The sequence below is a fragment of the Micromonospora sp. MP36 genome (assembly GCF_008119785.1).
In the GTDB taxonomy this organism is placed as follows: Bacteria; Actinomycetota; Actinomycetes; order Mycobacteriales; family Micromonosporaceae; genus Micromonospora.
Map to the genome: position 1 here is coordinate 184,739 of NZ_VSFA01000001.1, position 25,292 is coordinate 210,030.

Genomic DNA, 25,292 nt, shown 5'->3' on the forward strand with positions numbered 1-25,292 from the left:
TGGAAAGACTTCCATGATCTTAGGTACATGAGTGCCTGTTGAGCGCCCGACTTTCGGTCGAGCGCGGGTGACCGAGTGCCCCGCACCGTGGCGCCGTCCATCGACATCGGTGCGCCCGCCGGGACGGGGGATTCCCAGCGGGCGCACCGCCCCCGTCGGATGTCGTCGCCGACAACCCGGGACGAGTCTGCGGGCTGGCCCTGTCGATCCGCTATCACATCGCTATCGTCCGGGCGCGGCGATCCGTGACCGCCGGGCTACCCTGCTGGAAGTTGCACCGGAAGGCGTACGGGGAGCAGATGCGGTTCGGGATCCTGGGGCCCCTGAGGGTGGGTGGTGGCGAGGCCACCGTCACCGCGGGACGGGACCGGACCGTGCTCGCCATGCTGCTGCTGCGCGCCGGCCGGGTGGTGTCCGTCGATGAGCTGGTCGACGCGGTCTGGGAGGAGAGCCCGCCGGCCACCGCCCGGGCCCAGCTCCAGATCTGCGTGTCGCGACTGCGGCAGCGGCTCGCCCGGCTCGGGCTGTCCTCAGCGTCCATCGTCACCGACCCGGTCGGCTACGGCATCCGGGTCGATCCGGCCGAACTGGACGCGGAGGTCTTCGCCCGCGCGGTCGAGGCCGGTCGGGCCGCGGTGGCCGCCGGGCAGCCGACCGAGGCGCGCCGGCACTACCGGGCCGCGCTGGCGCTCTGGCGTGGCCCGGCGTTGAGCGGCATCGCCAGCCGGCCCGTCCGGCGCCGGGCGCAGGCCCTCGACGAGCAGCGCATCGCCGCCCTGGAGGAGTGCGTCGACGTCGAACTGCGACTGCACCAGGCAGCCGACCTGATCGACGAACTGGCCGAGAGCGTGGACCGGCATCCGCTGCGGGAGCGGCTGCGCGGCCAGCTCATGCTCGCCCTGTCCGCAGTCGGCCGGCAGGCGGACGCGCTCGCCGTCTACCGCGAGGGCCGCCGCATCTACGCCGAGGAGTTGGGCATCGAGCCCGGTGCCGCGTTGCAGGAGCTGCACCAGCGGGTGCTCGCGGGCGACCTGGCGCTGGCCGGCCCGGCGAACGTCCGCGCCGCCCCGGTCCGCTGCCTGCCCCGAGCCATCAGCGACTTCACCGGTCGCCAGGAGACCCTCGCGCGGCTGATCAAGGAAATTGCGGATGAGCGTGCCCGGGTCCAGCTGATCGACGGTATGGCCGGCAGCGGCAAGACCACCTTGGCGATCCACCTCGCCACGGCGCTGGCGGAGCGTTACCCCGACGCGCAGCTCTTCATCGATCTGCACGGGCACAGCGAGCGGGAGCCGGTGCCCCTGGCCGCGGCCCTCGCCGCGCTGCTGCGCCAGCTCGGCGTGCCCGGCGAGCGCATACCCGCCGACGTCGACGAGCGGGCCGCCCTGTGGCGCAGCGAGCTGGCCGACCGGCGGGCGCTGGTGGTGCTGGACAACGCGGCGTCGGCCGCCCAGGTGGCGCCGCTGCTGCCCAGCGGCCGGGACACGCTGACCCTGATCACCAGTAGGCGTCGGCTGGTCGGCCTGGACGAGGGGCGTCCCTCGTCGCTCGCCGTGCTCGAGCCGGGTGAGGGGATCGAGCTGCTCGCGAGGGTCGTGGGCGCCGAACGGGTGGCCGCCGAGCCGGAGGCCGCCGCCGAGGTGGTCCGCCGGTGCGGGCAACTGCCACTGGCCATCCGGCTCGCCGGGGCGAGGCTCGCGCACCGCCCTCGCTGGCGCATCGCCGACCTCGCCGCACGGCTCGCCGACGGACGAGACGTCCTGACCGAGCTGGTGGCCGGCGACCGCTCCGTCGGCCAGGCCTTCACCCTGTCGTACGCGCAGGTCACGCCGGCCGCTCAGCGGATGTTCCGGCTGCTCGGGCTGCACCCGGGAACGCAGTTCGACGGGTGGGCTGCCGCCGCGCTGGCCGACGCGCCGCTGCCCGAGGCGGAGGATCTGCTCGAGGAACTGGTCGACGCGCACCTCGCTGAGGAGGTCGATCAGCGCCGGTTCCGGTTCCACGACCTCGTACGCGACTACGCGCGGCAGTTGATGGCGGATCCGGCGTTCGCCGTCGAGCGGTCGGCGGCCCTGGACCGGATGTTCAACGTCCACCTGCACCTGGTCACGGCCGCGTCCCGCCAGCTCAATCGCTCGGCGAGCCCGGCACCGCTACCGCGGATCCCGGTGCTCCGACCCGATCTGGGGGCGGAGGTGCCGCCGGTCGAGTGGCTCGACGAGAATCGGGCGAACCTCATCGCGATGATCCGGCTCGCCGAGCAGACGGGCCGGGACGTCTACTGCTGGCAGCTTGCCCATGCCGGATGGAGCTACTGGTTCGCGTACGGCCACCTGGACGAGCTGATCGAGACGCACACGATCGGGCTCCGGGCTGCGGAGCGCCTCGGCGACGACGCGGCGGTCGCGACCATGCACAACTACCTCGCCTCCGGCTACTACCGGCTGGCTCGCTACGGCGACGCACTGGCGTCGATGGAGATCGCCCTCAGCCTGCGTAGCCGGCTGGGGGACCGGGTGGGACAGGCCGGCACGCACAAGAACATCGCGGCCGTCCACAGCATCCACGGCAACGTCCCGGCGGCGTTGCGGCACCTGGCCGAGGCATTGGACATCCTCCGCAGTGAGGGGCACGACGTCGGGGTCGTCGCGCTCTTCACCAACCAGGCGGGGGCCCTCCTGCTCTCCGGGCGGCTGGCCGAGGCGTTGGCGGTGTCCCGCATGCACCTGATGCTGGCACGCACGCTGGGCACCCTGTACGACACGGCCAACGCCATGGGCCACATCGCGATGGCCCGGGCCAGGATGGGGCACGGCGAGCCGGCTCTTCGTCGGCTCCGCGCCGCGCTCGCGATCAAGCGCCGGCTCGGCAACCGGTACGGCGTCGGCGAGCTGCTCAACGAGATCGGCGCCGTGGAACGGGCGAGCGGTCACCCGGAAACGGCGATGGACCTGCACCACGAGGCGTTGGTGGTGATGACCGAGGCGGGCGACCGCAACGGGCAGTGCGCATCCCGAAACCTGCTGGCTCGGGCCCTGCTCGACCAAGGCGACGTGACCAGCGCGCTGGACCTGCACCGGCGGGTGCTCGTCGACGCCACGAAGCTGGACGCGCGGTACGAGCAGGCCCGGGCGCTGGACGGGATCGCCCGCTGCCTGCGTGGCCCTGATCCGGGTGCCGCCCGCGCCCACTGGATCCGGGCGCTGGAGCTGTTCCGTGAGTTCGAGGCACCCGAGCGGCACGAGGTGGAGCAGCTCCTCGCCGAGCTGGGCTGAGCCCGTGGCGGTGCGGCCGGCTTTCGCTGCGGGCCGGCGACCAGCCCGTGCCAGTGCGGCCGGCTTTCGCTGCGGGCCGCCGACCCGCGCGGCAGGATGGTACGCGTGACGACTCCAGAGGCAGCCGGATACCGGATCGAACGCGACTCGATGGGCGAGGTGGAGGTGCCCGCCGAGGCGTTGTGGCGGGCGCAGACCCAGCGCGCGGTGCAGAACTTCCCGATCTCCGGACGGGGCCTGGAACCGGCCCAGATCAAGGCGCTGGCGCAGATCAAGGGGGCCGCCGCGCAGGTCAACGGCGAGCTGGGGGTGATCGGGGCGGACGTGGCCGAGGCGATCGCCACCGCTGCCGCGCACGTGGCCGACGGCGGGTACGACGACCAGTTCCCGGTCGACGTCTTCCAGACCGGCTCCGGCACGTCGTCCAACATGAACGCCAACGAGGTGATCGCCACGCTGGCCAGCCGCGAGCTGGGCCGGAACGTGCATCCGAACGACGACGTCAACGCCTCGCAGTCCAGCAACGATGTGTTCCCGACGTCGATCCACCTGGCCGCCACCCAGTTCGTGGTGGAGGATCTGATCCCCTCGCTGAAGCACCTGGCCGGGGCGCTGGAGGAGAAGGCGGCCGAGTTCGAGACCGTGGTCAAGGCCGGGCGTACCCACCTGATGGACGCCACCCCGGTCACCCTGGGCCAGGAGTTCGGCGGGTACGCCGCTCAGGTCCGCTACGGCATCGAGCGGCTGGAGTCGGCGCTGCCGCGGTTGGCCGAGCTGCCGCTCGGCGGCACCGCCGTCGGCACCGGGATCAACACGCCGCTCGGCTTCGCGGCCCGGGTGATCGAGAAGCTGCGCGAGTCGACCGGGTTGCCGTTGACCGAGGCGCGCAACCATTTCGAGGCGCAGGGTGCCCGGGACGCGCTGGTGGAGACCTCGGGCCAGCTCCGCACCGTCGCGGTCGGGCTCTACAAGATGGCCAACGACATCCGTTGGATGGGCTCCGGCCCGCGCGCCGGCCTGCGGGAGCTGCGCATCCCCGACCTCCAGCCCGGTTCGTCGATCATGCCGGGCAAGGTGAATCCGGTGGTCGCCGAGGCGATGCGGCAGGTCTGCGCCCAGGTGATCGGCAACGACGCCGCGGTCGCGTTCGCCGGCTCGCAGGGCGACTTCGAGCTGAACGTGATGCTCCCGGTGATGGGCCGCAACCTGCTGGAGTCGATCAAGCTGCTGACCGCGTCGAGTCGGCTCTTCGCCGACCGCCTGGTGGTCGGCCTGGTCGCGGACGCCGAGGTCTGCCTGGCGTACGCGGAGGGGTCGCCGTCGATCGTCACCCCGCTCAACCGTCACCTCGGATACGACGAGGCCGCCTCGATCGCGAAGGAGGCGCTGGCCAGGCAGGTCTCGATCCGGGAGGTGGTGATCTCGCGGGGCCACGTCGAATCGGGCAAGCTCAGCGAGGCCCAGCTCGACGAGGCGCTGGACCTGTTGCGGATGACCCACCCCTGACCGAGGTTCCGGCTCCGGATCGCCGATCTGGCGGTGTCACCCTGCCCCGGACACCGCCACCTCGCCGAAAGGGTGTGCGGGTGGTTCGGCGCCGGGGCGGGCTGGCTCCGGGTGCGTCAGGAGTGGGCCGCCGCCTTGCGGGCCCGGTAGGCGCTCACCGCGGCGCGGTTGCCGCAGCTTGCGTCGCAGAACCGGCGGGACCGGTTCTTGGAGAGGTCGACCAGCACCTTGTCGCAGTCCGGGTGGTCGCACAGGCGCAGCCGGCTGAGCTCGCCCATGCGGACCAGATCGGCGATCGCCATGGCGGCCTCGACGGCCATCCGGGTCGCCAGCGGCGCGTCGCGGGGCACGGCGTGCAGGTGGTACGGCTCGCCGTCGTGCCGGATGAGCTGGGGCAGCGCGTGCGACTCGCGGAGCAGGCCGTTGACGATGGCCACCAGCTCGTCGGTGTCGGCGTACCAGATCCGGCGGAGCCGGGGTCGCAGGGCGCGGACCTCGCGTAGTTCCGTGTCGGTGTGCTCGTGCCGGCCGGTCCAGCCGTGCGCGGCGATGAACTCGTCGAGGGCAGCCACGTCGGGCAGCCCCTCCCGGTCCGGGCCGGCGCTGTTCACCAGCCCTGCGGCGGCGACCAGGCCACATTCGGTGTCATGGGCGAAGAGCAACTTGACTCCTGTCAGGATGCCGGCCTAGCGTCATCAGCATAACCAGGTTTCACCCATGACCGGTCGTTCGATCCAAGGAGCTGTCGATGCGTGAACGGTCTGGCATGGGCCTCGGCCTGGCCCTGCTCTCCGCGCTCACCTTCGCCACCTCCGGCACCTTCGCCCGTTCGCTGATCGCCGGTAACTGGTCCGCCGAGGCGCTGGTGCTGGCCCGGGTCGGCATCGCGGCGCTGGTGCTGGCCGTGCCGGCGCTGCTGGCGCTGCGCGGACGGTGGCCGGTGCTCCGGCGCAACGCCGGCAGGGTCGTCGTGTTCGGACTGCTCGGGGTGGCGGTGGCCCAAGCGTGCTTCTTCAATGCGGTCCGCTACCTGCCGGTCGGTGTCGCGCTCCTGCTGGAGTACCTGGCCATCGTGCTGGTGGTCGGCTGGATGTGGCTGGTCCACGGCCAGCGGCCCCGACTGCTCACCGTGATCGGGTCGCTGACCGCGCTCGGCGGACTGGTGTTCGTGCTGGATCTGACCGGCGGCGGGCGGCTCGACCCGATCGGGGTGCTCTGGGGGCTGGGCGCCGGGGTCGGGCTGGCCGGCTACTTCGTCATCGCGGGTCGGGTCGACGCCGCGCTGCCGTCCGTGGTGATGGCCAGCGGCGGGATGGTCGTCGGCGCGCTGGCGCTGGCCCTGCTCGGCTTCGCCCGGTTGCTGCCGCTGCGGGCCGACACCGCCGACGTCACCTTCGCCGGGCACCAGGTGAGCTGGCTGGTGCCGATCGCCGGGCTGTCGCTGATCGCCGCGGTGGTCGCGTACCTGTCCGGGGTCGCGGGAGCCCGGCTGCTCGGCGCGCGACTGTCGTCCTTCGTCGGGTTGACCGAGGTGATGTTCGCGGTGCTGATCGCCTGGCTGGTGCTGGGCGAGCTGCCGACCGCCGTCCAGTTGCTCGGCGGGGCGTTGATCGTGATCGGAGTCGCTCTGGTCCGGCTGGACGAGCTGCGTGCGCCGCAGGCGGCCCCGCCGGCCCCGGCCGAGCCGGCGCTGGCCGGCGAGCGATGAGCGAACCGCGTACCCGGTCGTCTTCGACGCCGACGAGACCTGATCGACATGCGCCCGGCGGTCACCGGCGCGCTGGAGGCCGTGCTCGAGGAGAGCCGGCGGTGGACCCCGGCGGGCCGGCCCGGCCTTCGGTCGGGCCCCGCACCAGGTCGGCGACGTGGCGGTATTCGGGTGCTTGGGATCCCGCCACGTCGGCGTACTGGCGCATCACGCTCGCCATCCCTGGGCCACGAGAGCGGCCCGGACCTCGCGCACCACGGCGGCGAAGTCCCGGTGCAGCCGGCGGCTGGTCACGTGCAGCACCACCCAGCCGGCACCGACGAACTGATTGAGCCGCTGCCGGTCGCGGTGCAACTGGTCGGCGTCGGCGTGCCATGTGCCGTCGTATTCGACGGCGACGCGGAACTGCGGCCAGGCCAGGTCAGGACGCAGGACCAGCCCGGAGGCGAGCCGGATCGGGTGTTGCGCGACCGGTCGCGGCAGGCCGGCCAGCACGAGGCGGACCCGTAGGTGCGACTCCGGCGGGGACTGCGCCGCCGGATCCGCCAGGCCGAACACCCAACTCGCGCGCCGGCCACCGGGCCGTCCACCGTTGCGGTCCGCCAGGTCGGCGAGCGCGCCCCGGCTGACCAGACCCTGGGCCAGCAGCGCGTCGATGACGCCGACCGCTCGTACCGGGTCGGCCCATACCGCCGTCTCCCAGGCACACGCCGCCGGGGCGCTGCGCGGCAGCAAGGACAGCGGGCCAGGCCGGAGGTGATCTCCGCCGACCCGACCGGGTTGACGGACGGCCGGCGGGGCCGTCCGCCTGACCGGCCGGGCGGTGGTGGCGAGAGCCGATGTCGGAACGGGCCGGAAGGGCCTCGCATCGTCCACCGGGCGGTCCGTCCCACCGGCGGTCCTGTCGTTGCTGGTCCGTACGGCGCTGTTGGTGGCGCTGCTGCCAACGTCGAGAAGGCCTGCGCAGGTGGGTGATACGTCCGGTCGGATGCGGTGGACCCGGATCCCGGGCTGGGCGTCGGCTCGGGCCGTCGGTGGTAGCAGGACGTGCACGTCGTCGGCGAAAGAAGCGGCGTGCTCCACGCCGTGCAGGTACGCGGCCGAGGGCCCGGCGATCAGCGTGCCCGGTGGCAGCCGGAGCAGCGCGGCCCGGCAGGCCAGCGCGTGGTCACGGTCGAGCCGGGCATCGGCGTAGACGTCGTGCCGCAGGCGGAACCAGGACGCGCCCCGGAGTTGATGCCGGGTCAGCAGCCCACGCCGGACCACGTCCGAGCCGCGGAAGACCTGCCAGGCCAACTCGGCCGGTCGGTGCGGATGAGGAGGCATGCCGACCAGCCTGGCGGCGGGCGGAGAGCGAGCGACACCCCTGTGGACAACCATGACCGGTCGTGTCGCCCTGCCCTGTGGACAACCGCCATGTCCCCCGCAACCTGTGGTAGAGGACCCTCCGCCCCCGTGGGCGGGCCGCCACCTTCTTCCGGTGGGTCGCGGCTGCGCCCCGCCGCCTTTTCGCCGATCCGGCGGATTCCCGAACTCCCGGATACCGCCACTTCGCCGATCCGGCGGCCTCTCGGGGGCTGGATACCGCCAACTTTGCCGACCCGACGGGCCCCGGGGCCGGACACCGCCACGCCGCCGATCCGGCGCCAGGCGGGGACGTCAGGCGAGGGCGGTGGTGATGGCCTGGGCGGCGGTGGTGACCTGGTCGCCGACCACCGCCACGTCGAGCGGGGTCAGCGACACCACGCCGACGCTCGCCTCCAGCCCTGGTACGCCGAGCACCGGCGCGGCCACCCCGTACGCCCCGGACTGGAGTTCCCCGCTGCTGCTCACCGGGCCGGCGGCGCCCGACCTGCCGGCGAGGATGGCCCGCCCCGCCGCGCCCCGCTCCAGCGGATGCCGGGACCCGGTCCGGTACGCCACGTGGAACGACGTCCAGCTCGGCTCCACCACGGCGAGGGCGACCCCCTCGCCTCCCTCGACCACGGTCAGGTGGGCGGTCGCCCCGGTCTGCTCGGCCAGCCGCCGCAGCGCCGGCAGCGCCCCTTCGGCGAGCAGCGGCTGGGCGCGCCGGGCCAGGTGCAGGACGCCCGCGCCGAGGCGCAGCCGGCCCGCGCCGTCCCGGCGCAGCATGCCGTGCCCGGTCAGCGCGCCGACCAGCCGGTAGACCGCCGCCCGGCCGATGCCCAGCCGGTTCGCCGCCTCGGTGACCGTCAGCCCGCCGGGCGCGTCCGCGACCAGGTGCAGCAGGCGCAGCCCCCGGTCCAGGGTCTGGGCCGTCTCTCCCGCCCGTGCCGCCGTGTCCACAGCACGCAGCGTACGACCCGGCTCCGCACAACCTCGAAACCCGCGGGACGGCTACCCTTGTACGGTGACGCTACGCCTGTATGACACCGCCACCCGATCGGTGCGGGACTTCGTCCCGCGGGAAGCCGGCAAGGTGGGGGTCTACCTGTGTGGTCTCACCCTCCAGGCCCCGCCGCACATCGGCCACCTTCGTTCCGGCGTCAACTACGACGTGCTGCGGCGCTGGCTGCTCGCCTCCGGCTTCGAGGTCACCTTCATCCGCAATTTGACCGACATCGACGACAAGATCCTGGTCAAGGCGACGGAGCAGGAGCGGCCGTTCTGGTCGATCGCGTACGCGAACGAGCAGATCCTGGACGAGTCCTACCGGGCGTTGAACGTGCTGCCGCCGACCTACGAGCCGCGGGCCACCGGGCACGTCCCGGAGATGCACGAGCTGATCGCCCGGCTGATCGAGACCGGGCACGCCTACCCGGCCACCGACGGCTCCGGCGACGTCTACTTCGACGTGGCCTCCTGGCCCGCGTACGGGTCGCTGTCCGGGCAGTCGCCGGAGGACATGCAGCCCGCCGGGGACGCGCCCGAGCGGGGCAAGCGCGACCCGCGCGACTTCGCCTTGTGGAAGGGCGTCAAGCCGGACGAGCCGGCGGACGCGTACTGGCCGTCGCCGTGGGGTCGGGGCCGGCCCGGCTGGCACATCGAGTGCTCGGCGATGTGCTGGCGCTACCTGGGCGCGGAGTTCGACATTCACGGCGGCGGGCTCGACCTGACCTTCCCGCACCACGAGAACGAGATCGCCCAGTCGCAGGCGGCCGACCTGCCGTTCGCCCGCTACTGGGTGCACCACGGCCTGCTCGGCATCGGCGGCACCAAGATGGGCAAGTCGCTGGGCAACACCCTCGACCTCGACTACGTGGCGTCCCTCGGGGTGCGCCCGGTGGAGCTGCGCTACTACTACGTCGCGGCGCACTACCGGTCCCGCATCGACTACTCGGAGGACTCGCTGCGCGAGGCCGCCGTCGCGTACCGGCGGATCGAGGGTTTCGTGCAGCGGGCGGCCGAGCGGGTCGGCGCCGGGCAGCTCGGCGAGCTGCCGGCCGGCTTCGTCGCGGCGATGGACGACGACCTCAACACCTCCGCCGCCCTGGCCGTGCTGCACGAGGTGGTCAGGGACGGCAACACCGCGCTGACCGCCGGCGACGATGTGACCGTCCGCACGACCCTGGCCGCCACGCGGGCGATGCTGGATATCCTCGGCGTCGACCCCCTGGACCCGGCCTGGACGGGCGGCGGCCGCGCGAGCGACCTGCGCGGCGTGGTGGACTCCCTGATCGCGCTCGCCTTGGAGCAGCGCGCGCAGGCCCGCAGCCGCAAGGACTGGGCCGCCGCCGACGCCGTACGCGACCAGCTCAAGCAGGCCGGCGTGGTGGTCGAGGACACCCCCCAGGGCCCCCGTTGGACTATTGGAGAGCAGGACTGATGGCCGGCAATTCGCAGCGCCGTGGCCGGCGGCTGACGCCGAAGGCGAGCGCCCCGAAGGGCTCCGGCGGCAAGGGGCGGGACGCCCTCGCGGGCCGCGGCCGCACCCTGCCCGCCGACGAGCGGCCCTGGCACAAGGCATACTCGGGCACCGAGAAGCTGCCCCAGCGCACCGCCTGGAAGCAGGAGAAGGAGCGCCGCACGGCGGCCGAGGAGGGGCGCGCCCCCAAGATCGGCCAGCCGGGCACCAAGGACACCACCTGGGGCAAGGGCAGCCGCGCCGGCGTCCCGCTGAAGGGCGGCAAGGGCAAGGCGGCCGCCCGCGGTGGTCCCCGGGTCGCCCCGGGTCGCCGGTCCAACCCGGCGAAGGACAGCCCGGAGCTGCTGGTCGGGCGGAACCCGGTGCTGGAGTCGCTGCGCACCCAGGTGCCGGCCACCGCCCTCTACGTGGCGCAGGGCATCGACGTCGACGACCGGGTCAACGAGATCGTCCGGACGGCCGCCGACCGGGGCATCGCGCTCCTGGAGGTCAGCCGGGCCGAGCTGGACCGGATGACCGGCGGGGTGCTGCACCAGGGCGTCGGCCTCCAGGTCCCGCCCTTCGCCTACGAGCCGTTCGAGGACATGATGGCGGCGGCGCTGGAGCAGGCGTGCCCGCTGCTGGTCGCGCTGGACGGGGTCACCGACCCGCGCAATCTCGGCGCGGTGATCCGGTCCGCCGCCGCGTTCGGCGCGCAGGGCGTCTTCGTACCCGAGCGGCGGGCCGCCGGGATCACCGCGACCGCCTGGCGGACCAGCGCCGGCGCGGCGGCGCGGGTGCCGGTCGCCCAGGTCACCAACCTGACCCGGTCGCTGAAGGCGTGCAAGGACGCCGGCTTCGTCGTGGTCGGCCTGGACGCCGACGGCGAGACCGACCTGTACGACCTGGAGGCCGCCGTCGGCCCGCTGGTCGTGGTGGTCGGCTCGGAGGGTCGCGGGCTGTCCCGGCTGGTCGGCGAGACCTGCGACCTGACGGTGAGCATCCCGATGGTCTCCGACGTCGAGTCGCTCAACGCCAGCGTCGCCGCGGCGGTCACCCTCGCCGAGGTCGCCCGGCGCCGCGCCGTGGAGGCCTAGCCGGTCCGGGAGGACACGAAAAGGGGCGGTCCGCCGTGGCGGACCGCCCCTTTTTTCCGTACGTCAGATCCGGTTGCCGGTGGCAGCGTGGAAGACGTGGCTGCGGCCCTGGCGCGGCTTGACGAACACGGTGTCACCCATGTTCGGCATGGTGCGGCGGTCGGTCCGCACGACGAACCGCTCGGAGCTGCCGCCGAGCGCGGCGTGGCCGTAGACGTTGGCGTCGGAGCCCAGGTCCTCGACCAGCTCGACCACGACCGGCATGCCGCCCTCGGTCGGGCTGACCAGGTCGCAGTCCTCCGGACGGAAACCGACGGTGACCTTGCCGTCGCCGCCCTCGGCCTTGGCCGCCTCGACCTGCTCCCGGGTCAGCGGCACGTGCATCTCGGCGAACTCGGCGCCCTGCTCGGTCAGCGGCACCGTCTTGATGTTCATGGCCGGGGAGCCCATGAAGCCGGCGACGAAGACGTTGGCGGGGGTGTCGTACAGCGCCCGCGGGGTGTCCACCTGCTGGAGGACGCCGTCGAGCATGACCGCGACCCGGTGACCCATGGTCATGGCCTCGACCTGGTCGTGGGTCACGTACACGGTGGTGACGCCCAGCTTGGCCTGGAGCGACGCGATCTGCGTACGGGTCTGCACCCGGAGCTTGGCGTCGAGGTTCGACAGCGGCTCGTCCATGAGGAAGACCTGCGGCTCGCGGACGATCGCGCGGCCCATGGCGACCCGCTGGCGCTGGCCACCGGAGAGCGCCTTCGGCTTGCGGTTGAGGAAGTCCTCGAGCTGGAGCAGCGCCGCCGCCTCCTTGACCCGCCGGTCGATCTCCGACTTCGAGGTCTTGCGCAGCTTGAGCGCGAACGCCATGTTCTCGTATACCGTCATGTGCGGGTAGAGCGCGTAGTTCTGGAAGACCATCGCGATGTCGCGGGCCTTCGGCGGCAGGTGGGTGACGTCCCGGTCGTCGATGTAGATGGCGCCGTCGTCGACGTCCTCCAGGCCGGCGAGCATCCGCAGGCTGGTGGACTTGCCGCAGCCCGACGGGCCGACCAGGACGAGGAACTCCCCGTCGCCGATCTCCAAGTCGAGCTTGTTGACCGCGGGGCGCTCGGTGCCCGGGTAGATCCGGGATGCCTTCGCGTAGGTGACCGTAGCCATGGTGGAGCGCTTCCTTTCACCGGCAGGAACGTGCCGGACGATCCGAGTGGAAGGAGCGACCGGCACCCACGGTGCCGGCCAACGGGCGGTCACCCGGGCAGCCGAGGCGGACCGGAGTGTCGTCCGTGTCACTGCACCGTAAACGGGTTTTGCGATCGTGCCAAGACGGGGTGGGCCGGAAGGGGCGGACTGCACACGCATTCCGGTCACTCGGGCACGCAGAGGCATCAATCCCCAGCGTTCCCGGGTGGTGCGACGTCCATCCGTCGGCGTCGAGGTCACGAAACTGACGTTTTCCGTGCTCGGGAGCCCTGCGGAACGGGATTTCCGGGCCGTAGTCGCTATGCTGACCACGGCACCACGCGCCCCTGTAGCTCAGCTGGCCAGAGCACTCGCCTTGTAAGCGAGATGTCGCCGGTTCGATCCCGGCCGGGGGCTCCGATACACCGCCGGTTTCGCGCCTGCCCGGCCCGCCGTCCTCAGTGGGAGCGGCGGGCCTCGCGTTCGGCGCGCTTGCGCTCGCGCTGCTCCCGGCTCCACTGCTTACGCCGTTCGAGGTCCTCCTTCCACAGGTCGCGGGCCTGCTGGGAGCCGCCCTGCACGGCGTTCTCCACGGTCGGTGGGCCGGCCAGGTTCTTGAACACCCACGACAGGATGCGTCCGCCCTCGCCGGGTGCCTTCTTCTCCTCGGCAGCCATCGTCCACGCTCCGTCCCGCGTCTGCCCGTTGGTGGGCAAATGGTTGGTGCCCCAACTATTGGTACGGTAGCAGCGTGGCGAGAAGCGGTGCCGGATCGGGTGACCTGAGCGGGATCGACGACCCGCTGGCTCTGGAGCAGCAGGTCTGCTTCGCCCTGTCCGTCGCGGCCCGCGGCGTGGTGGCGGTGTACCGCCCGCTGCTCGAACCGCTCGGCCTGACCCACCCGCAGTACCTGGTGATGCTCGCCCTGTGGCAGCACGGGCCGCTCTCCGTACGGGACCTGAGCCGGCTGCTGCAACTCGACCCGGGCACCCTGTCGCCGCTGCTCAAACGCCTGGAGGCGATCGGCTACCTCCAGCGGGAGCGGAACCCGGCGGACGAGCGCAGCCTCGCGGTGACGCTCACCGCCAAGGGGCGGGCGCTGCGCAGCCAGGCCGAGCGGATCCCGCCGGCCATCGTCGAGCGGCTCGGCATGCCGCTCGACGACCTCCGGAAGCTGCACGCCACCCTCACCGAGGTGATCGAGGCCGCCCGGCAGGCGTCGAAGGCCGCCCCGCCGCCGGTCGACCCCCGGCCCTGACGCGCGCGGGGCGGTCGTCGTCGCCGGAGCGACCACGACCACCCCCTGCCGGGCGTACGCCGCCGGTCAGCCCCAGTTCTGCGGGGCGGGCTGCCGGGTCGTCGCGTTCAGCCGGTTGAAGAAGTTGGTGGTGGCGATCCACAGAACCAACGCAGCCAGCTCCTTCTCCCCGAAGTGCCGAGCGGCCTCGTCCCACACCTCGTCCGGCACCGGGTCGCTCCGGTCGGCGAGCCGGGTCGCGGCTTCGGCCAGGGTCAGCGCGGCCCGCTCGGCGTCGGTGAAGTACGGCGTCTCGCGCCAGGCGGCCAGCGCGAACAGCCGCTCCTCGGTCTCGCCGTTCTTCCGGGCGTTGCGCGCTCCGGAGTCGACGCAGGCGCTGCACCCGTTGATCTGGCTGGCCCGCAGGTGGACCAGCTCCAGGGTGCTGGCCGGTACGCCCGCCGAGTGCGCGGCCTTGTAGAGCAGGTTGACCCCCTTCACCGCGTCCGGGAGCAGCGCCGCCGGGTTCTGGATCCGTGCTTCGAGAGCCATGTCCGTCCGTCCTGTCTTGTTAGGCTGGCCGGCGTTCGCCGCCGGCGTGTCGTCGTCCGTCACCGGGATGTCGAGCGCCCCCGCGGATGGCGTGACAGATGTGACGGCGGTCACCCGGGCCGCGGTCGGATCAGGATGGCGAGGCCGTGAGCGACACCGATCTGCTGGCGCAGCGCTTCGAGGCGCAGCGTCCCCGGCTGCGCGCGGTGGCCCACCGGATGCTCGGCTCTACCGCCGAGGCTGACGACGCCGTGCAGGACACCTGGTTGCGGCTCAGTCGCACTGACGTGGACGCCATCGACAACCTGCCGGGCTGGCTGACCACCACGGTCGGGCGGGTCTGCCTGGACCGGCTCCGGTCCGGCAGCAGCCGGCACGAGCAGGCGGCGGACGTGACGGGGGAGGAGCCGCCCACCGAGGTGCCCGGCGGGCGGGACCCGGAACAGGAGGCACTGCTCGCCGAGTCGGTCGGCCGGGCCCTCGAGGTGGTGCTGACCACCCTCGGCCCGACCGAGCGGCTGGTGTTCGTGCTGCACGACATGTTCGCCGTCTCCTTCGAGGAGATCGCGCCGGTGGTCGACCGCAGCTCCACCGCCGTACGGCAGATCGCCAGTCGCGCCCGGCGCCGGGTGCAGACGCGCTCGGCCGACCCGCGCACCGATCCGGTCCGGCAGCGCCGGGTCGTCGACGCCTTCCTCGCCGCCTCGCGGGAGGGCCGCTTCGACGATCTGGTCACCCTGCTCGACCCGTACGTGGTGCTGCGCGCCGACGCCACCGCCGTGCGGATGGGCGGGATGGGCGAGCTGCGCGGCTCGTCCCCGGTGGCCGACTTCTTCAACGGCCGCGCCCAGGGCGCGTTGCCCGCGTTCGTCGACGGGATGGCGGGGGCCGTGGTGGTCCGGGACGGCCGGATCGCCCTGGCGCTCAGCTTCACCGTCACCGACCAGATCCTCGGGATCGAGGTGGTGGCCGATCCGGACCAGCTCGCGGCACTCGACCTGGTGGTCGACGGTCTGGAGGAGGTGGCCGGGTGAGTCGCGCAGTGGAGGAGTCCAACCGCGCGATGCTGCGCGCCCGGGACGCGATGGACCGGACGTACGCGGAGCCGCTGGACATCCCCGCGCTGGCCCGGATCGCGCACGTGTCCGAGGCGCACTTCATCCGCACCTTCCGCGCCACCTTCGGCGAGACCCCGCACCGCTACCTGCAACGCCGGCGCGTCGAGCGGGCCATGTACCTGCTGGTGCGCACCGACCAGCCGGTCACCGAGATCTGCCACGCGGTCGGCTTCGGCAGCCTGGGCACGTTCAGCCGGACCTTCCGGGGGATCGTCGGGGAGTCGCCGTCGGCCTACCGGACGCGGAAGACGGTGCCGGCGGCGGTGCCGAACTGCTTCATCAAGGCGTGGATGCGCCCGAGCGTCCACCACCCGACCAGCCAATCCATCAGTTTTGGATAAGCAGCCGGTGGGTGGCCTGGCCTAGCGTCTTCGGCATGACGATGAACGCGATTTCCCGCTCCCAGATCTACGTCCTCGACCAGGACGAGGCCCTCGACTTCTACGTCGGCAAGCTCGGCATGGAGGTCAACACCGACGCCGACCTCGGCTTCATGCGCTGGCTCACGGTCAACCTGCCCGGCGACCCGGAGCGCGAGATCCTGCTGGAGAAGCCCGGCCCGCCGGCCCTCGACCCGGCCACCGCCGAGCAGGTCCGCGAGCTGCTCACCAAGGGGGCGCTCGGCGGTCACCTCTTCATGACCACGGACGACGCCCACAAGACGTACGAGGAACTGGTGGCGAAGGGCGTGGACGTCTACGACGAGCCGACCGAGCAGCCGTACGGCATCGACTTCGGCATCCGGGACCCCTTCGGCAACAAGATCCGCATCGGCCAGATGTTCCCGCGGGCCTGACGGGAGCGGACCGGTGACCGAGGCGATCGTGGCACGGCCCGTGGCCCGCACGACGGGCGAGCGGATCCTGCTCGCGGGCGGCGTCCTGGCCGGCCCGCTCTGGGTGGCGGTCGCGCTGGTCCAGGCGCTGACCCGGGAGGGCTTCGACCCACGCCGGCACCCGGTGAGCGTGCTCAGCACCGGCGACCTGGGCTGGGTGCAGATCGGCAACTTCGTGGTCGCCGGCCTGCTCTGCGTCGGGGCGGCGTTGGCTCTGCGGCGGATTCCTCACCCCGGCCTCGGTCCGGTCAGCGGCCCCTGGCTGATCGGCCAGTACGGCGTCGGGCTGGTGCTGGCCGGGATCTTCGTGGCCGATCCGCTGGACGGCTTCCCGGCCGGTACGCCGCGCGGCCCGGGCGAGGTGAGCTGGCACGGGGTGGCGCACTTCGGTGCCGGGGCGGTCGCCTTCACGGCGCTCATCGCGGCCTGCCTGGTCGCCGCGCGCCGCTTCGCCCGGCACGGTGAGCGTGGCTGGGCGGCGTACAGCCTATTGACCGGAGGCTTCTTCGCGGCGGCCTGGCTGGCCCTGATGGCCGGTGGGCACCCGGTGGCGATGCTGGCCTTCGCGGTGGCCGTGGTGGCCGGCTGGGGCTGGGTGTCGGCCACGCTCCGGCGGGCACTGCGCGCGGCGGCCGGCTGAGCGACGGCCCCCACGGGTTCGGGAGGCGTGGGTTAGGCTCGCGCCTCCCGACGACGGTGAGGTGTGCGGTGGCGAGTCGACTTCTCTACCTTGTCCGGCACGGCGAGCAGGACGGGACGGAGGAGGCCGGCGACACCGGCCTCTCCGCGCGGGGTCGGCGGCAGGCGACCCTGCTGGCGGACCGGCTGCGGGGTACGCCCTTCGCCGCCATCCACCACGGACCGGCGCGCCGCGCGGTCGAGACCGCCGCACTGGTCGCCGCCGCGCTGCCGGGCGTCCCGGTGCACGTCTCGGACAGCGTCGGAGACCACCTGCCGCACGACACCGACCCGGCCGGCCTTCCCCAGCGGTACGCGGACTTCCTGGCCGACTTCACCGAGCGCGAGCGGGCGGACGGGCCGCGAAGGACGGCGGAGGCCGTGGCCCGGTTCGCGACGGCACCGGCTGAGGGGGATGTCCGTGAGCTGGTGATCACCCACAACTTCCTGATCGCCTGGCTCGTCCGGCACGCGCTGGACGCCCCGGAGCGCCGCTGGCTGGGGTTGAACCACCACAACTGCGGGCTCACCGTGATCCGCTACGGCTCGGCCGGGCCGCCGAACCTGCTCGCCCTCAACGACGTGGCCCACCTGCCACCCGACCTGCGCGCCACCGGCCTCCCCGCCGATTACCTGATCTAGCGGGCGTCCCCGCATGCCGCCTCGCCCACGGAAAGAGTGGCCATCCGAACCGGGATGACCACTCTTTCCGTGTCTCTACGCGATTCCACTGCTGCGGGGCGCGGGGTCAGTCGGTGAGGCCGGTGAGCAGCTCGACCACGGCGGCGGTGGCGGCGGGCGGCGTGACCTCCGGCGGGCAGTCCACGTAGCCGGTGGTCACCGGGCCCACGGTGAGCCGGTAGGTGAAGGCGTCCGCGCACGTGGTCGTCGTGGTGGCGGACCCCTCGGCGACCAGGCGCGGATCGGCGGTGAGCTGCCGCAGCCGGTCCAGGTCCGCGGGGCTGAGCTGGCCGGTACGGGAGGCGCCGGCCCGGTCGACCCTGGTCCAGTGGCCGTCGGGCGTCACGGTCAGGGTGTCCTCCAGCCCGGCGATCCCGCCGGACTTGGTCAGCACCACGTCGACGCCGGGGCGGCCCGGCGCGCCGGTGCCGGTGGCCGTAGCGGCCGGGGTGGCCGGCGTGGCGGTGGCGCCGGGCTGCGTGGCGGTGGGCTGCGTGGCGGTCGGCCGGCCGGTCTCCGTGGCGGTGGTGCCACCGGTCTGCGCGCAACCGGCGAGTGGGGCGAGAAGCACGGCGAGGAGGACCGCCGCGACGCGGGCTGATCTCATGCCGGTCGGACGCACGACGGGGCCGTCCGGTTCCTTCAACCTGCGTCCCCTCCTCCGAACGGCCAGTGTTGCCGGCAGGAAAGCGCTCGCCCTCTTCCATCTTCTTCGATGTATCACTATATCTACATCAGTGACTACCCCCGTCACAACTTTCTCCTGTCAGGAGGGCCCGTGAAAAGACCCATTGCCGCCGTCAGCGCAGCTCTGCTCACCAGCGGTGTGCTGACCTGCGTCACCACCTCGGCGTACGCGGCAACCCCGAGTGCCCCCGCCCCCGAGTCCGCTGCCGCAACTCGTGCGGACAGCCTGCTCCGCGCCAACCCCGGTGCCGTCCAGGGCGCCAGCGGGGAGGCGTACCAGGCGGTCCGGACGAAGGTGGACGCGAGCGGTGCGGCGCACACCCGTTACACCCGGACGTACCACGGCCTGCGCGTCTACGGCGGTGACTTCGTCATCCACACCGCGCCGAACGGCACCATGACCGGCGCCTCCGTCGGCCTGGACGCGCCGCTCACCCTGAGCACCGCGGCCAAGGTCAGCTCGGCCGCGGCCGCGGCGAGCGCCCGCCGGACGTTCTCCGGCACGCTCACCTCGGTGGGCGCCCCGGAGCTCTTCGTCGACGCCAGCTCCGGCAAGGGCCGCCTGGCCTGGGAGACCGTCGCCGCCGGCTGGAAGGCGGACAAGCAGACGCCGTCCAAGCTGCACGTCATCACCGACGCCACGACCGGCAAGGTGATCGGCTCGTACGACGAGATCGAGACGGTGGTCGGCAGCGGCCAGGGCATCTACACCGGCTCGGTCAGCATCGACACGACGCTCTCCGGCAGCACCTACCAGATGGTCGACCCGTCGCACGGCAACGGCCGCACCTGCGACATGAACAACGGCACGTCGACCTGCACCACCTTCACCGACGCCGACAACGCCTGGGGCAACGGCACCAACTCCAACCGGCAGTCGGCCGGTGTCGACGCCCACTTCGGCGCCGCGAAGACCTTCGACTACTTCAAGAACGTGCACGGCCGCAACGGCATCTTCGGCAACGGCACCGGCGTGCCGAGCCGGGTGCACTACGGCAGCAACTACGTCAACGCCTTCTGGGACGGCTCCCAGATGACCTACGGCGACGGCTCCGGCAACTCCCGTCCGCTGGTCTCGCTCGACGTGGCCGGTCACGAGATGAGCCACGGGGTCACCGAGGCGCTCGCCGGCCTGGTCTACTCCGGTGAGTCGGGCGGCCTCAACGAGGCCACCAGCGACATCTTCGGCAACATGGTGGAGTTCTACGCCGCCGCACCGAGCGACCCGGGCGACTACGACGTCGGCGAGAAGATCAACATCAACGGCAACGGGACTCCGCTGCGCTACATGTACAACCCGGGCCTGGACGGCGCCTCGCACACCTGCTGGTCCACCTCGACCAAGAACGTCGACGTGCACTACTCGTCCGGCCCGGCCAACCACTTCTTCTTCAACCTGGCCGAGGGCACCGGCTCCACCGCGTACGGCACCTCGCCGCTGTGCGGCTCCGCTCCGGCGGTGACCGGCATCGGCCGGGCCAAGGCGGAGAAGATCTGGTACCGGGCGCTCGACCTGTACTTCACCTCGAGCACGTCGTACGTCAACACCAGCAACCCGGCGAACACCGCCCGGGCGTACACGCTGCGCGCGGCGACGGACCTGTACGGCAACTGCTCCACCGAGTACAAGACCGTCCAGGCGGCGTGGACCGCGGTGAACGTGGCCGGCAACGACGCGCCCTGCGGGTCGACCGGCAACGACTTCTCCGTCTCGCTCTCGCCGACCTCCGGCTCGGTCAACCCGGGCAGCGCCGTCTCCACCACCGTGTCCACCGCCACCACCAGCGGCACCGCGCAGACCGTGACGTTCTCCGCGTCCGGCCTGCCGACCGGCGCCACGGCGTCGTTCAGCCCGTCCTCGGTGACCTCGGGCGGCTCGTCCACCCTCACCATCAGCACCTCGGCGAGCACCCCGGCGGGCACCTACTCGGTCAACGTCACCGGCACCGGCACCTCGGCGAACCACTCGGCGACCTACCAGCTGACCGTGAACGGCACCGGTGGTTGCACCGGCGCCGGGCAGAAGCTGGGCAACCCCGGCTTCGAGTCCGGCAACACCGTCTGGTCGTCCACCTCCGGCGTCATCGGCCAGTACGGCTCCAGCGGCCAGCCGACCCACGGCGGCACCTGGAACGCCTGGCTGGACGGCTACGGCACCACCCACACCGACACGCTCTCCCAGGCGGTGAGCCTGCCGGCCGGCTGCTCGTCGTACAACTTCAGCTTCTGGCTGCACATCGACAGCTCCGAGTCGACCACCACCACGGCGTACGACACGCTGCGGGTGCAGGTGCTCAACTCGTCCGGGACGGTGCTGGCCACCCTGGCCACCTACTCGAACCTGAACAAGGCCGCCGGCTACAGCCAGAAGTCGTTCTCCCTGGCCGCGTACGCCGGGCAGACCGTCACCCTGAAGTTCACCGGCGCCGAGGACATCTCGCTGCAGACGTCCTTCGTGATCGACGACACCGCGGTCAACGTCTCCTGACCTGACCGTACCGTCGGCGGGCCCGGCGGCCACCCATGCGGGTGGTCGTCGGGCCCGCGCCGTTATGGTCAGCCGGACCGGCGGCGGAAGGGGACACATGTCGGACGCGGAGCTGACCGTGACGGTGACCGGCCCGGTGGCGACCGTGACCATCCGGAACCCGGCCCGCCGCAACGCGATGACCCCGGACATGTGGCGGCAGCTCCCCGTGCTGCTGGACGGCCTGGACGCGGACCCGGCGGTGCGTGCGCTGGTGCTCACCGGCGCCGACGGCACGTTCTGCGCCGGGGCGGACCTCGGCGACCTGGACGAGTTGCTGGAGGCCGGGGACGGCAGCATCGCGGTGGCCGCCGAGGAACGGCTGGCCGCCTTCGCCAAGCCAACGGTGGCCGCCGTCGAAGGGGCCTGCGTCGGCGGCGGCTGCCAGCTGGCCGTCGCCTGCGATCTGCGGCTCGCTGCGGCGGACGCCCGGTTCGGCGTACCCCCGGCGCGGCTGGGGCTGGTCTACCCCGCCCCGACCACCCGGCGGCTGGCCCGGCTGGTCGGCCCGTCCGCCGCCAAGCACCTGCTGTTCACCAGCGAGCTGGTCGACGCCGAGCGGGCGCTGCGGATCGGCCTGGTCGACGAGGTGCTGCCGGCCGACGGGTTGGCTCCCCGGGTGGCGGTGGTCACCGCCGCCATCGCCGAGCGGTCGCGGCTCACCGTCGCCGCGGCCAAGGAGATCATCGACGGGCGCGCCGACGACGCGCGGATCGCCTGGTGGCACGGCCAGGTCCGGGCGAGCGGCGAGGCCCGCGAGGGGGTGGCGGCGGCCAACGAACGCCGACCGCCGCGCTTCGGCTGGGCACCACCCGGCCGCCCCTGACCGCCTGCGGCAGCCGCGACCGCGTGCTCGCCGGCCCGCACCAAGTCCGGCTCCGCAGGTTCATACCGATCCGTCCGGCCGGATCAGCTTTCCTCAGGATGGGTGCAACCTTCCCGCCGTGCCGCTGGTCCGTTGGGAGAACCCGTCGGAAGGGGAGCGGATGGACGGCGTGACGGCGGTGCACGAGGCGTACCGGGCGCACTATCGCCGGTTGGTGGGGCAGCTCTGCGCGCTGACCGGCAGCCTGCCTGAGGCGCAGGACGTGGTGCACGAGGCCTATGCCCGGGCACTGGCTCGACCGGCTCGTTTCCTCCTCTGGTACGACGCGAACGGCGTGTACCTCTCCGACGACGGTCTCCGGTGGTGGCCGGTGACACCGGGCTGAGCGGGAACGTCCCGGGGCCGGCGGGCGCCGCGCCGGAGGCGTACCTCCGACGCGACCCCCTGTGCCCGCCGGCCGGCCGTCACCGCCCCGCGAGCGCCGCCCAGGTCGGCGTCACCGGCTCGCGCCGCAGCGGCATGCCCGCCTCGGCCGGCGTCCGGTCGCCCTTGCGCTGGTTGCACTCGTAGCAGGCCGCGGTGGTGTTCTTCCAGGTGTTCCGGCCTCCGCGCGAGCGGGGCAGGATGTGGTCGATCGTGCTGGCCGGGGCGTCGCAGTACGCGCAGCGCCGGCCGTCGCGGCGCAGCACCCCGCCCCACGACCAGGCCGGCCCGGCGCTGAACCGCCAGCGGGTGACGACGTACCGGACGAGACGGACCACCCGGGGGACCGGGAAGACCCCGATCACCTGGTCCGGGTCGGCCTCGTGGATCTCGGCGACCCGCCGGCAGAGCATCCGGATCGCGTGCTGGACGGTGACCCGGTGCAGCGGGCCGAGGTCGGCGTTGACAACGAGGACGGCGTCCACCGGGCTCTCCCTTCACGATCGGTGGCGGGCAGCAAAAAGCCGCCCGGTCCTGGCGACGGGGCGGCTGTGGCGCGTACGGGCGTACGCGTCAGTCGGGCCACCCCGTGCGGGGACCTTCGGCTCGGCAACCGACGCTGAGCAGCCACGACGGCACGGTGGTGCGGTGTGGCAGCGACATCGACGGCTCCCGGAGCGGTGGTTGACCTTGCGCGCTCACGGTAGAGCCGCACGGGAGAGGCGGGCAACGCATTTCGATCCCTGGCCGGCCGGCAGACCGCGGGAATGGACCGACCACTCGCGACAGCGCCACGCGTGCACCCTTCCCCTCAGTGCACGCAGCGACGCTCACGATCCGACGGGGGCCAGACGTATTCCAGGTCGGGCGGGACGTCGGCGAACTGGGGGCCGTAGTGCGCCGGATCCTTGCGCAGCAGTGACGACCGGTGGCTGCGGTGCAGGTCCTCCCGGCCCAGCCAGGGCGGCAGCTCCCCGGCCTCGGCCAGCTCCGCCTGGGTACGGACGGCGCTGATGCCGCAGGCGGCGGCGAGATCCGTGGTCAGCGTGGCCGCGCAGGTGTCCGCGCGCCCCGGCTCGCACCACACGGCGCACACGTCCAGCCCGTACCGGGTCAGCGCCTCCTCGTACCCGGCCCACATCTTCACCGCGGGGTGGTTGCGCCAGCCGTACGCCGGCCAGGTCAGCCCGCGGAGCACCTGGATGGTCTCCACCCGCTGCTTGCCCAGCCGCTTCTGGTCCAGCGCCCGGGCGCTCGCCAGGAAGTCCGGGTACGGGAGGAACGTCTGCATGGCGCACCGCCTACCCGTACCGGGGGACACCATGCGTTCACGATCATGGGGCTGCGCGCACCGCGAGCGGGTGACTACCATCCGGGCATGGCCGAGCCCCTGCGCGACCGCGCCCGCCGCGCCGCCGGCCGCCTGCGGATGAACGGCGACGTCCGCCCGCACTACGTGGTCTGCGGCTCCGACCCGCTGGCGTACTGGGTGGTCCGGTCGTTGCTCGCCACCAACTCGCCGACCGGGCAGGTCCGGGTCACCCTGATCGTGCCCGAGCGCCGCCGCTCCGACGGGCCGGACGGCCGGGACATCGAGGGCGTCCAGGTGGTCCTGTCCGACCGGGTCGACGAGAACGCCTTCCGCCGGGCCGGGCTGGCCGGCGCGGACGGGCTGGCCCTGCTGCACCAGGACGACGTGGGCAACATGCACGCCGCGCTCTGTGCCCAGGAGGTCGAGCCCCGGCTGCGCCTGGTGGTACGCATGTTCAACACCAGCCTCGCCAATGGCCTGCAGCAGCTCTTCCCCGACTCGGCGGTGCTCTCCGACGCCTCGATGGCCGCCCCGGCGTTCGTCGCGGCCGCGCTGGGCGAGCTGGCTCCCACCCATTTCCGGCACGCCGGACGCACCCTCTACGTGGCCCGCCGCGCCGACGTACGCCCGCAGGACGTGCTCTCCGGGCTGGCCGTCACCACCGATCCGGAGCTGATCCGGGTGCTGCCCGCCGACGAGGCGGCGGCCGACGTGGTGCTGGCCGAGGCGAGCGGGCAGCCGGCCGGCACCGAGCTGGCCGCCCGCCGGCTGGCCCGGGCCCGGCGGCGCCGGCAGCCCTTCCTCGTGCTGCTCCGTGCGGTCCGCAGCTTCGCCACCCGCAAGATCGGCGTGGCGGTGCTGGTGCTGCTGGCGGTGATCGCCGTCCTGGGCTGGCTGAACGCCCGCGCCGCGAGCGTGAACTGGTCGGACGCGCTCTACCTCACCCTGGTCAACACGTTGAGCGGGGAGGATCCGGACGTCGACAAGCCGGTCGCCGCCCAGATCATGCAGGTGGTCCTCACCCTGGCCGGGCTGGCGCTGATTCCGCTGATCACGGCCGCGGTGGTCGACGGCATCGTCAACGCCCGGCTCGCCCTGCACAACGGGCGGATCCAACCCGACCGCGCCGGCCACGTGGTGGTGGTCGGGCTGGGCAACATCGGCACCCGGGTGATGGCCCAGCTGCACGACTTCGGGGTCGAGGTGGTCGCCATCGACCGGAATCCGGACGCCCGGGGCGCGGCGCTCGCGCACCGGCTCGGTGTGCCGCTCATCGTCGGCGACGCCGGCCAGGAGGAGACGCTGCGAGCCGCCTCCGTGGCGACCTGCCAGGCGCTGGTGGTGGTCTCCACCGACGACGGCGCCAACCTGCGCGCCGCGCTGAACGCCCGCAGCCTCGACCCCGACCTGCGGGTCGTGCTGCGGCTCTTCGACGGCGACTTCGCCGAGCGGATCCAGCAGGCGTTCGGCATCGGCATCTCCCGCAGCGTGTCCTACCTGGCCGCGCCCGCGTTCGCGGCGGCGCTGCTGGACCGCGCGGTGATCGCCACCATCCCGGTGGGCCGGCACGCGCTGCTGGTCACCGACGTGCCGGTCATGGCCGGCTCGCCGCTGGACGGCCGCCCCCTCGCCGCGGTGGCCCGCCCCGGCGAGGTGCGCCTGCTCGCCTACACCCGCGCCGGGCAGCGCACCGAGTGGTCCGCTGACCCGCGGATGGTGATCAACGCGGGGGACCGGCTGACCGTGGTGGCCCGACGCGCCGGGCTGAGCGCCCTGCTCCGGGAAACCACCCCGCTCCCGCCGGAGCCGCCCGGCACGCCAGCGCCGCGTCAGTCGGAGGAATGACCGC

The 25,292-nt window shown here is 72.9% G+C and carries 24 protein-coding genes and 1 tRNA gene; 16 read left to right on the forward strand and 9 right to left on the reverse strand.

Going from position 1 to position 25,292, the window contains the following annotated elements:
• The first annotated feature begins 299 nt into the window (after positions 1-299).
• Entirely contained in the window at positions 300-3,275 is a 2,976-nt protein-coding gene (locus FXF52_RS00845; protein ID WP_148793689.1) for a BTAD domain-containing putative transcriptional regulator, read from the forward strand.
• Between the two features lie 96 nt (positions 3,276-3,371).
• Entirely contained in the window at positions 3,372-4,781 is a 1,410-nt protein-coding gene (locus FXF52_RS00850) for a class II fumarate hydratase (RefSeq protein ID WP_187413272.1), read from the forward strand.
• A 116-nt stretch (positions 4,782-4,897) separates the two neighbouring features.
• On the opposite strand, the gene FXF52_RS00855 is transcribed toward FXF52_RS00850, so the two are convergent.
• Positions 4,898-5,443, reverse strand: a complete 546-nt coding sequence (locus tag FXF52_RS00855) for a CGNR zinc finger domain-containing protein (protein WP_148793185.1) — start codon at positions 5,441-5,443, stop codon at positions 4,898-4,900.
• Positions 5,444-5,529: 86 nt separating this feature from the next.
• Here FXF52_RS00855 and FXF52_RS00860 point away from each other — a divergent pair, with 86 nt between their 5' ends.
• Positions 5,530-6,489 carry a DMT family transporter gene (locus tag FXF52_RS00860; protein ID WP_148793186.1) on the forward strand — a complete coding sequence of 320 codons (960 nt, stop codon included), beginning with the start codon at positions 5,530-5,532 and terminating at the stop codon, positions 6,487-6,489.
• A gap of 207 nt (positions 6,490-6,696) precedes the next feature.
• Here FXF52_RS00860 and FXF52_RS00870 read toward each other — a convergent pair whose 3' ends face one another.
• Positions 6,697-7,815 carry a hypothetical protein gene (locus FXF52_RS00870; protein WP_148793187.1) on the reverse strand — a complete coding sequence of 373 codons (1,119 nt, stop codon included), beginning with the start codon at positions 7,813-7,815 and terminating at the stop codon, positions 6,697-6,699.
• Positions 7,816-8,148: 333 nt separating this feature from the next.
• Positions 8,149-8,796, reverse strand: a complete 648-nt coding sequence (locus FXF52_RS00875; protein WP_148793188.1) for an IclR family transcriptional regulator — start codon at positions 8,794-8,796, stop codon at positions 8,149-8,151.
• Between the two features lie 64 nt (positions 8,797-8,860).
• Here FXF52_RS00875 and cysS point away from each other — a divergent pair, with 64 nt between their 5' ends.
• Positions 8,861-10,276, forward strand: coding sequence for a cysteine--tRNA ligase (gene cysS / locus FXF52_RS00880; RefSeq protein ID WP_148793189.1), 1,416 nt, complete (start codon positions 8,861-8,863; stop codon positions 10,274-10,276).
• On the forward strand, positions 10,276-11,391 hold the full coding sequence (rlmB, locus tag FXF52_RS00885; RefSeq protein ID WP_148793190.1) for a 23S rRNA (guanosine(2251)-2'-O)-methyltransferase RlmB: 1,116 nt from the start codon (positions 10,276-10,278) through the stop codon (positions 11,389-11,391). The genes cysS and rlmB overlap by 1 nt, the downstream gene beginning before the upstream one ends.
• A 63-nt stretch (positions 11,392-11,454) precedes the next feature.
• On the opposite strand, the gene FXF52_RS00890 is transcribed toward rlmB, so the two are convergent.
• Positions 11,455-12,546 carry an ABC transporter ATP-binding protein gene (locus tag FXF52_RS00890; RefSeq protein ID WP_148793191.1) on the reverse strand — a complete coding sequence of 364 codons (1,092 nt, stop codon included), beginning with the start codon at positions 12,544-12,546 and terminating at the stop codon, positions 11,455-11,457.
• Between the two features lie 364 nt (positions 12,547-12,910).
• Between FXF52_RS00890 and FXF52_RS00895 the strand changes: the two genes are divergently transcribed.
• Positions 12,911-12,984, forward strand: a tRNA-Thr gene (locus FXF52_RS00895).
• 41 nt (positions 12,985-13,025) lie between these two features.
• Here FXF52_RS00895 and FXF52_RS00900 read toward each other — a convergent pair.
• Positions 13,026-13,244: a hypothetical protein gene (locus FXF52_RS00900; protein ID WP_148793192.1), complete on the reverse strand. Its 219-nt coding sequence runs from the start codon at positions 13,242-13,244 to the stop codon at positions 13,026-13,028.
• 113 nt (positions 13,245-13,357) lie between these two features.
• Here FXF52_RS00900 and FXF52_RS00905 point away from each other — a divergent pair, with 113 nt between their 5' ends.
• A complete protein-coding gene (locus FXF52_RS00905; protein WP_222870418.1) occupies positions 13,358-13,825 on the forward strand; it encodes a MarR family winged helix-turn-helix transcriptional regulator in 468 nt (155 codons plus the stop codon).
• 66 nt (positions 13,826-13,891) lie between these two features.
• On the opposite strand, the gene FXF52_RS00910 is transcribed toward FXF52_RS00905, so the two are convergent.
• The gene (locus tag FXF52_RS00910; protein ID WP_148793193.1) at positions 13,892-14,356 is read right to left on the reverse strand and encodes a carboxymuconolactone decarboxylase family protein; all 465 of its coding nucleotides are present in this window, start codon (positions 14,354-14,356) and stop codon (positions 13,892-13,894) included.
• A 146-nt stretch (positions 14,357-14,502) separates the two neighbouring features.
• On the opposite strand from FXF52_RS00910, the gene FXF52_RS00915 reads away from it, so the two are divergent.
• The 5 genes from FXF52_RS00915 (at position 14,503) to FXF52_RS00935 (ending at position 17,629) form a co-directional block, all read left to right on the forward strand.
• Positions 14,503-15,390 carry a sigma-70 family RNA polymerase sigma factor gene (locus FXF52_RS00915; RefSeq protein WP_148793194.1) on the forward strand — a complete coding sequence of 296 codons (888 nt, stop codon included), beginning with the start codon at positions 14,503-14,505 and terminating at the stop codon, positions 15,388-15,390.
• Positions 15,387-15,815 carry a helix-turn-helix domain-containing protein gene (locus FXF52_RS00920; protein WP_187413273.1) on the forward strand — a complete coding sequence of 143 codons (429 nt, stop codon included), beginning with the start codon at positions 15,387-15,389 and terminating at the stop codon, positions 15,813-15,815. The genes FXF52_RS00915 and FXF52_RS00920 overlap by 4 nt, the downstream gene beginning before the upstream one ends.
• A 35-nt stretch (positions 15,816-15,850) precedes the next feature.
• On the forward strand, positions 15,851-16,270 hold the full coding sequence (locus FXF52_RS00925; protein ID WP_148793195.1) for a VOC family protein: 420 nt from the start codon (positions 15,851-15,853) through the stop codon (positions 16,268-16,270).
• Positions 16,271-16,283: 13 nt separating this feature from the next.
• On the forward strand, positions 16,284-16,949 hold the full coding sequence (locus tag FXF52_RS00930; RefSeq protein ID WP_255471675.1) for a DUF998 domain-containing protein: 666 nt from the start codon (positions 16,284-16,286) through the stop codon (positions 16,947-16,949).
• Positions 16,950-17,017: 68 nt separating this feature from the next.
• Positions 17,018-17,629, forward strand: coding sequence for a histidine phosphatase family protein (locus tag FXF52_RS00935; protein WP_148793196.1), 612 nt, complete (start codon positions 17,018-17,020; stop codon positions 17,627-17,629).
• A 106-nt stretch (positions 17,630-17,735) separates the two neighbouring features.
• On the opposite strand, the gene FXF52_RS00940 is transcribed toward FXF52_RS00935, so the two are convergent.
• Positions 17,736-18,275, reverse strand: a complete 540-nt coding sequence (locus tag FXF52_RS00940; RefSeq protein WP_148793197.1) for a hypothetical protein — start codon at positions 18,273-18,275, stop codon at positions 17,736-17,738.
• Positions 18,276-18,446: 171 nt separating this feature from the next.
• On the opposite strand from FXF52_RS00940, the gene FXF52_RS00945 reads away from it, so the two are divergent.
• From FXF52_RS00945 to FXF52_RS00955, 3 genes are all read left to right on the forward strand, one after another.
• Positions 18,447-20,843 (forward strand): M4 family metallopeptidase, encoded by a 2,397-nt coding sequence (locus tag FXF52_RS00945; RefSeq protein WP_148793198.1) that lies wholly within the window; start codon positions 18,447-18,449, stop codon positions 20,841-20,843.
• 97 nt (positions 20,844-20,940) lie between these two features.
• Positions 20,941-21,708, forward strand: a complete 768-nt coding sequence (locus tag FXF52_RS00950) for an enoyl-CoA hydratase/isomerase family protein (protein WP_148793199.1) — start codon at positions 20,941-20,943, stop codon at positions 21,706-21,708.
• A 118-nt stretch (positions 21,709-21,826) separates the two neighbouring features.
• A complete protein-coding gene (locus FXF52_RS00955; protein WP_148793200.1) occupies positions 21,827-22,093 on the forward strand; it encodes a hypothetical protein in 267 nt (88 codons plus the stop codon).
• Between the two features lie 79 nt (positions 22,094-22,172).
• Here the strand turns inward: FXF52_RS00955 and FXF52_RS00960 are convergent, their stop codons facing one another.
• Positions 22,173-22,616: an HNH endonuclease gene (locus FXF52_RS00960; RefSeq protein ID WP_148793201.1), complete on the reverse strand. Its 444-nt coding sequence runs from the start codon at positions 22,614-22,616 to the stop codon at positions 22,173-22,175.
• Between the two features lie 326 nt (positions 22,617-22,942).
• Positions 22,943-23,422, reverse strand: coding sequence for an MSMEG_6728 family protein (locus tag FXF52_RS00965; RefSeq protein WP_148793202.1), 480 nt, complete (start codon positions 23,420-23,422; stop codon positions 22,943-22,945).
• A gap of 87 nt (positions 23,423-23,509) precedes the next feature.
• Here FXF52_RS00965 and FXF52_RS00970 point away from each other — a divergent pair, with 87 nt between their 5' ends.
• Positions 23,510-25,288: an NAD-binding protein gene (locus FXF52_RS00970; RefSeq protein WP_187413274.1), complete on the forward strand. Its 1,779-nt coding sequence runs from the start codon at positions 23,510-23,512 to the stop codon at positions 25,286-25,288.
• Positions 25,289-25,292 lie beyond the last annotated feature (4 nt).

What these genes read in the sequence shown, in the direction of transcription:
- FXF52_RS00845 (WP_148793689.1), top strand. Translation starts at nt 300, where the DNA reads ATGCGGTTCGGGATCCTGGGGCCCCTGAGGGTGGGTGGTGGCGAGGCC.
- FXF52_RS00850 (WP_187413272.1), top strand. Translation starts at nt 3,372, where the DNA reads ATGGTACGCGTGACGACTCCAGAGGCAGCCGGATACCGGATCGAACGC.
- FXF52_RS00860 (WP_148793186.1), top strand. Translation starts at nt 5,530, where the DNA reads ATGCGTGAACGGTCTGGCATGGGCCTCGGCCTGGCCCTGCTCTCCGCG.
- FXF52_RS00870 (WP_148793187.1), bottom strand. Translation starts at nt 7,815, where the DNA reads ATGCCTCCTCATCCGCACCGACCGGCCGAGTTGGCCTGGCAGGTCTTC.
- rlmB (WP_148793190.1), top strand. Translation starts at nt 10,276, where the DNA reads ATGGCCGGCAATTCGCAGCGCCGTGGCCGGCGGCTGACGCCGAAGGCG.
- FXF52_RS00890 (WP_148793191.1), bottom strand. Translation starts at nt 12,546, where the DNA reads ATGGCTACGGTCACCTACGCGAAGGCATCCCGGATCTACCCGGGCACC.
- FXF52_RS00900 (WP_148793192.1), bottom strand. Translation starts at nt 13,244, where the DNA reads ATGGCTGCCGAGGAGAAGAAGGCACCCGGCGAGGGCGGACGCATCCTG.
- FXF52_RS00910 (WP_148793193.1), bottom strand. Translation starts at nt 14,356, where the DNA reads ATGGCTCTCGAAGCACGGATCCAGAACCCGGCGGCGCTGCTCCCGGAC.
- FXF52_RS00925 (WP_148793195.1), top strand. Translation starts at nt 15,851, where the DNA reads ATGACGATGAACGCGATTTCCCGCTCCCAGATCTACGTCCTCGACCAG.
- FXF52_RS00940 (WP_148793197.1), bottom strand. Translation starts at nt 18,275, where the DNA reads ATGAGATCAGCCCGCGTCGCGGCGGTCCTCCTCGCCGTGCTTCTCGCC.
- FXF52_RS00950 (WP_148793199.1), top strand. Translation starts at nt 20,941, where the DNA reads ATGTCGGACGCGGAGCTGACCGTGACGGTGACCGGCCCGGTGGCGACC.
- FXF52_RS00965 (WP_148793202.1), bottom strand. Translation starts at nt 23,422, where the DNA reads ATGCAGACGTTCCTCCCGTACCCGGACTTCCTGGCGAGCGCCCGGGCG.
- FXF52_RS00970 (WP_187413274.1), top strand. Translation starts at nt 23,510, where the DNA reads ATGGCCGAGCCCCTGCGCGACCGCGCCCGCCGCGCCGCCGGCCGCCTG.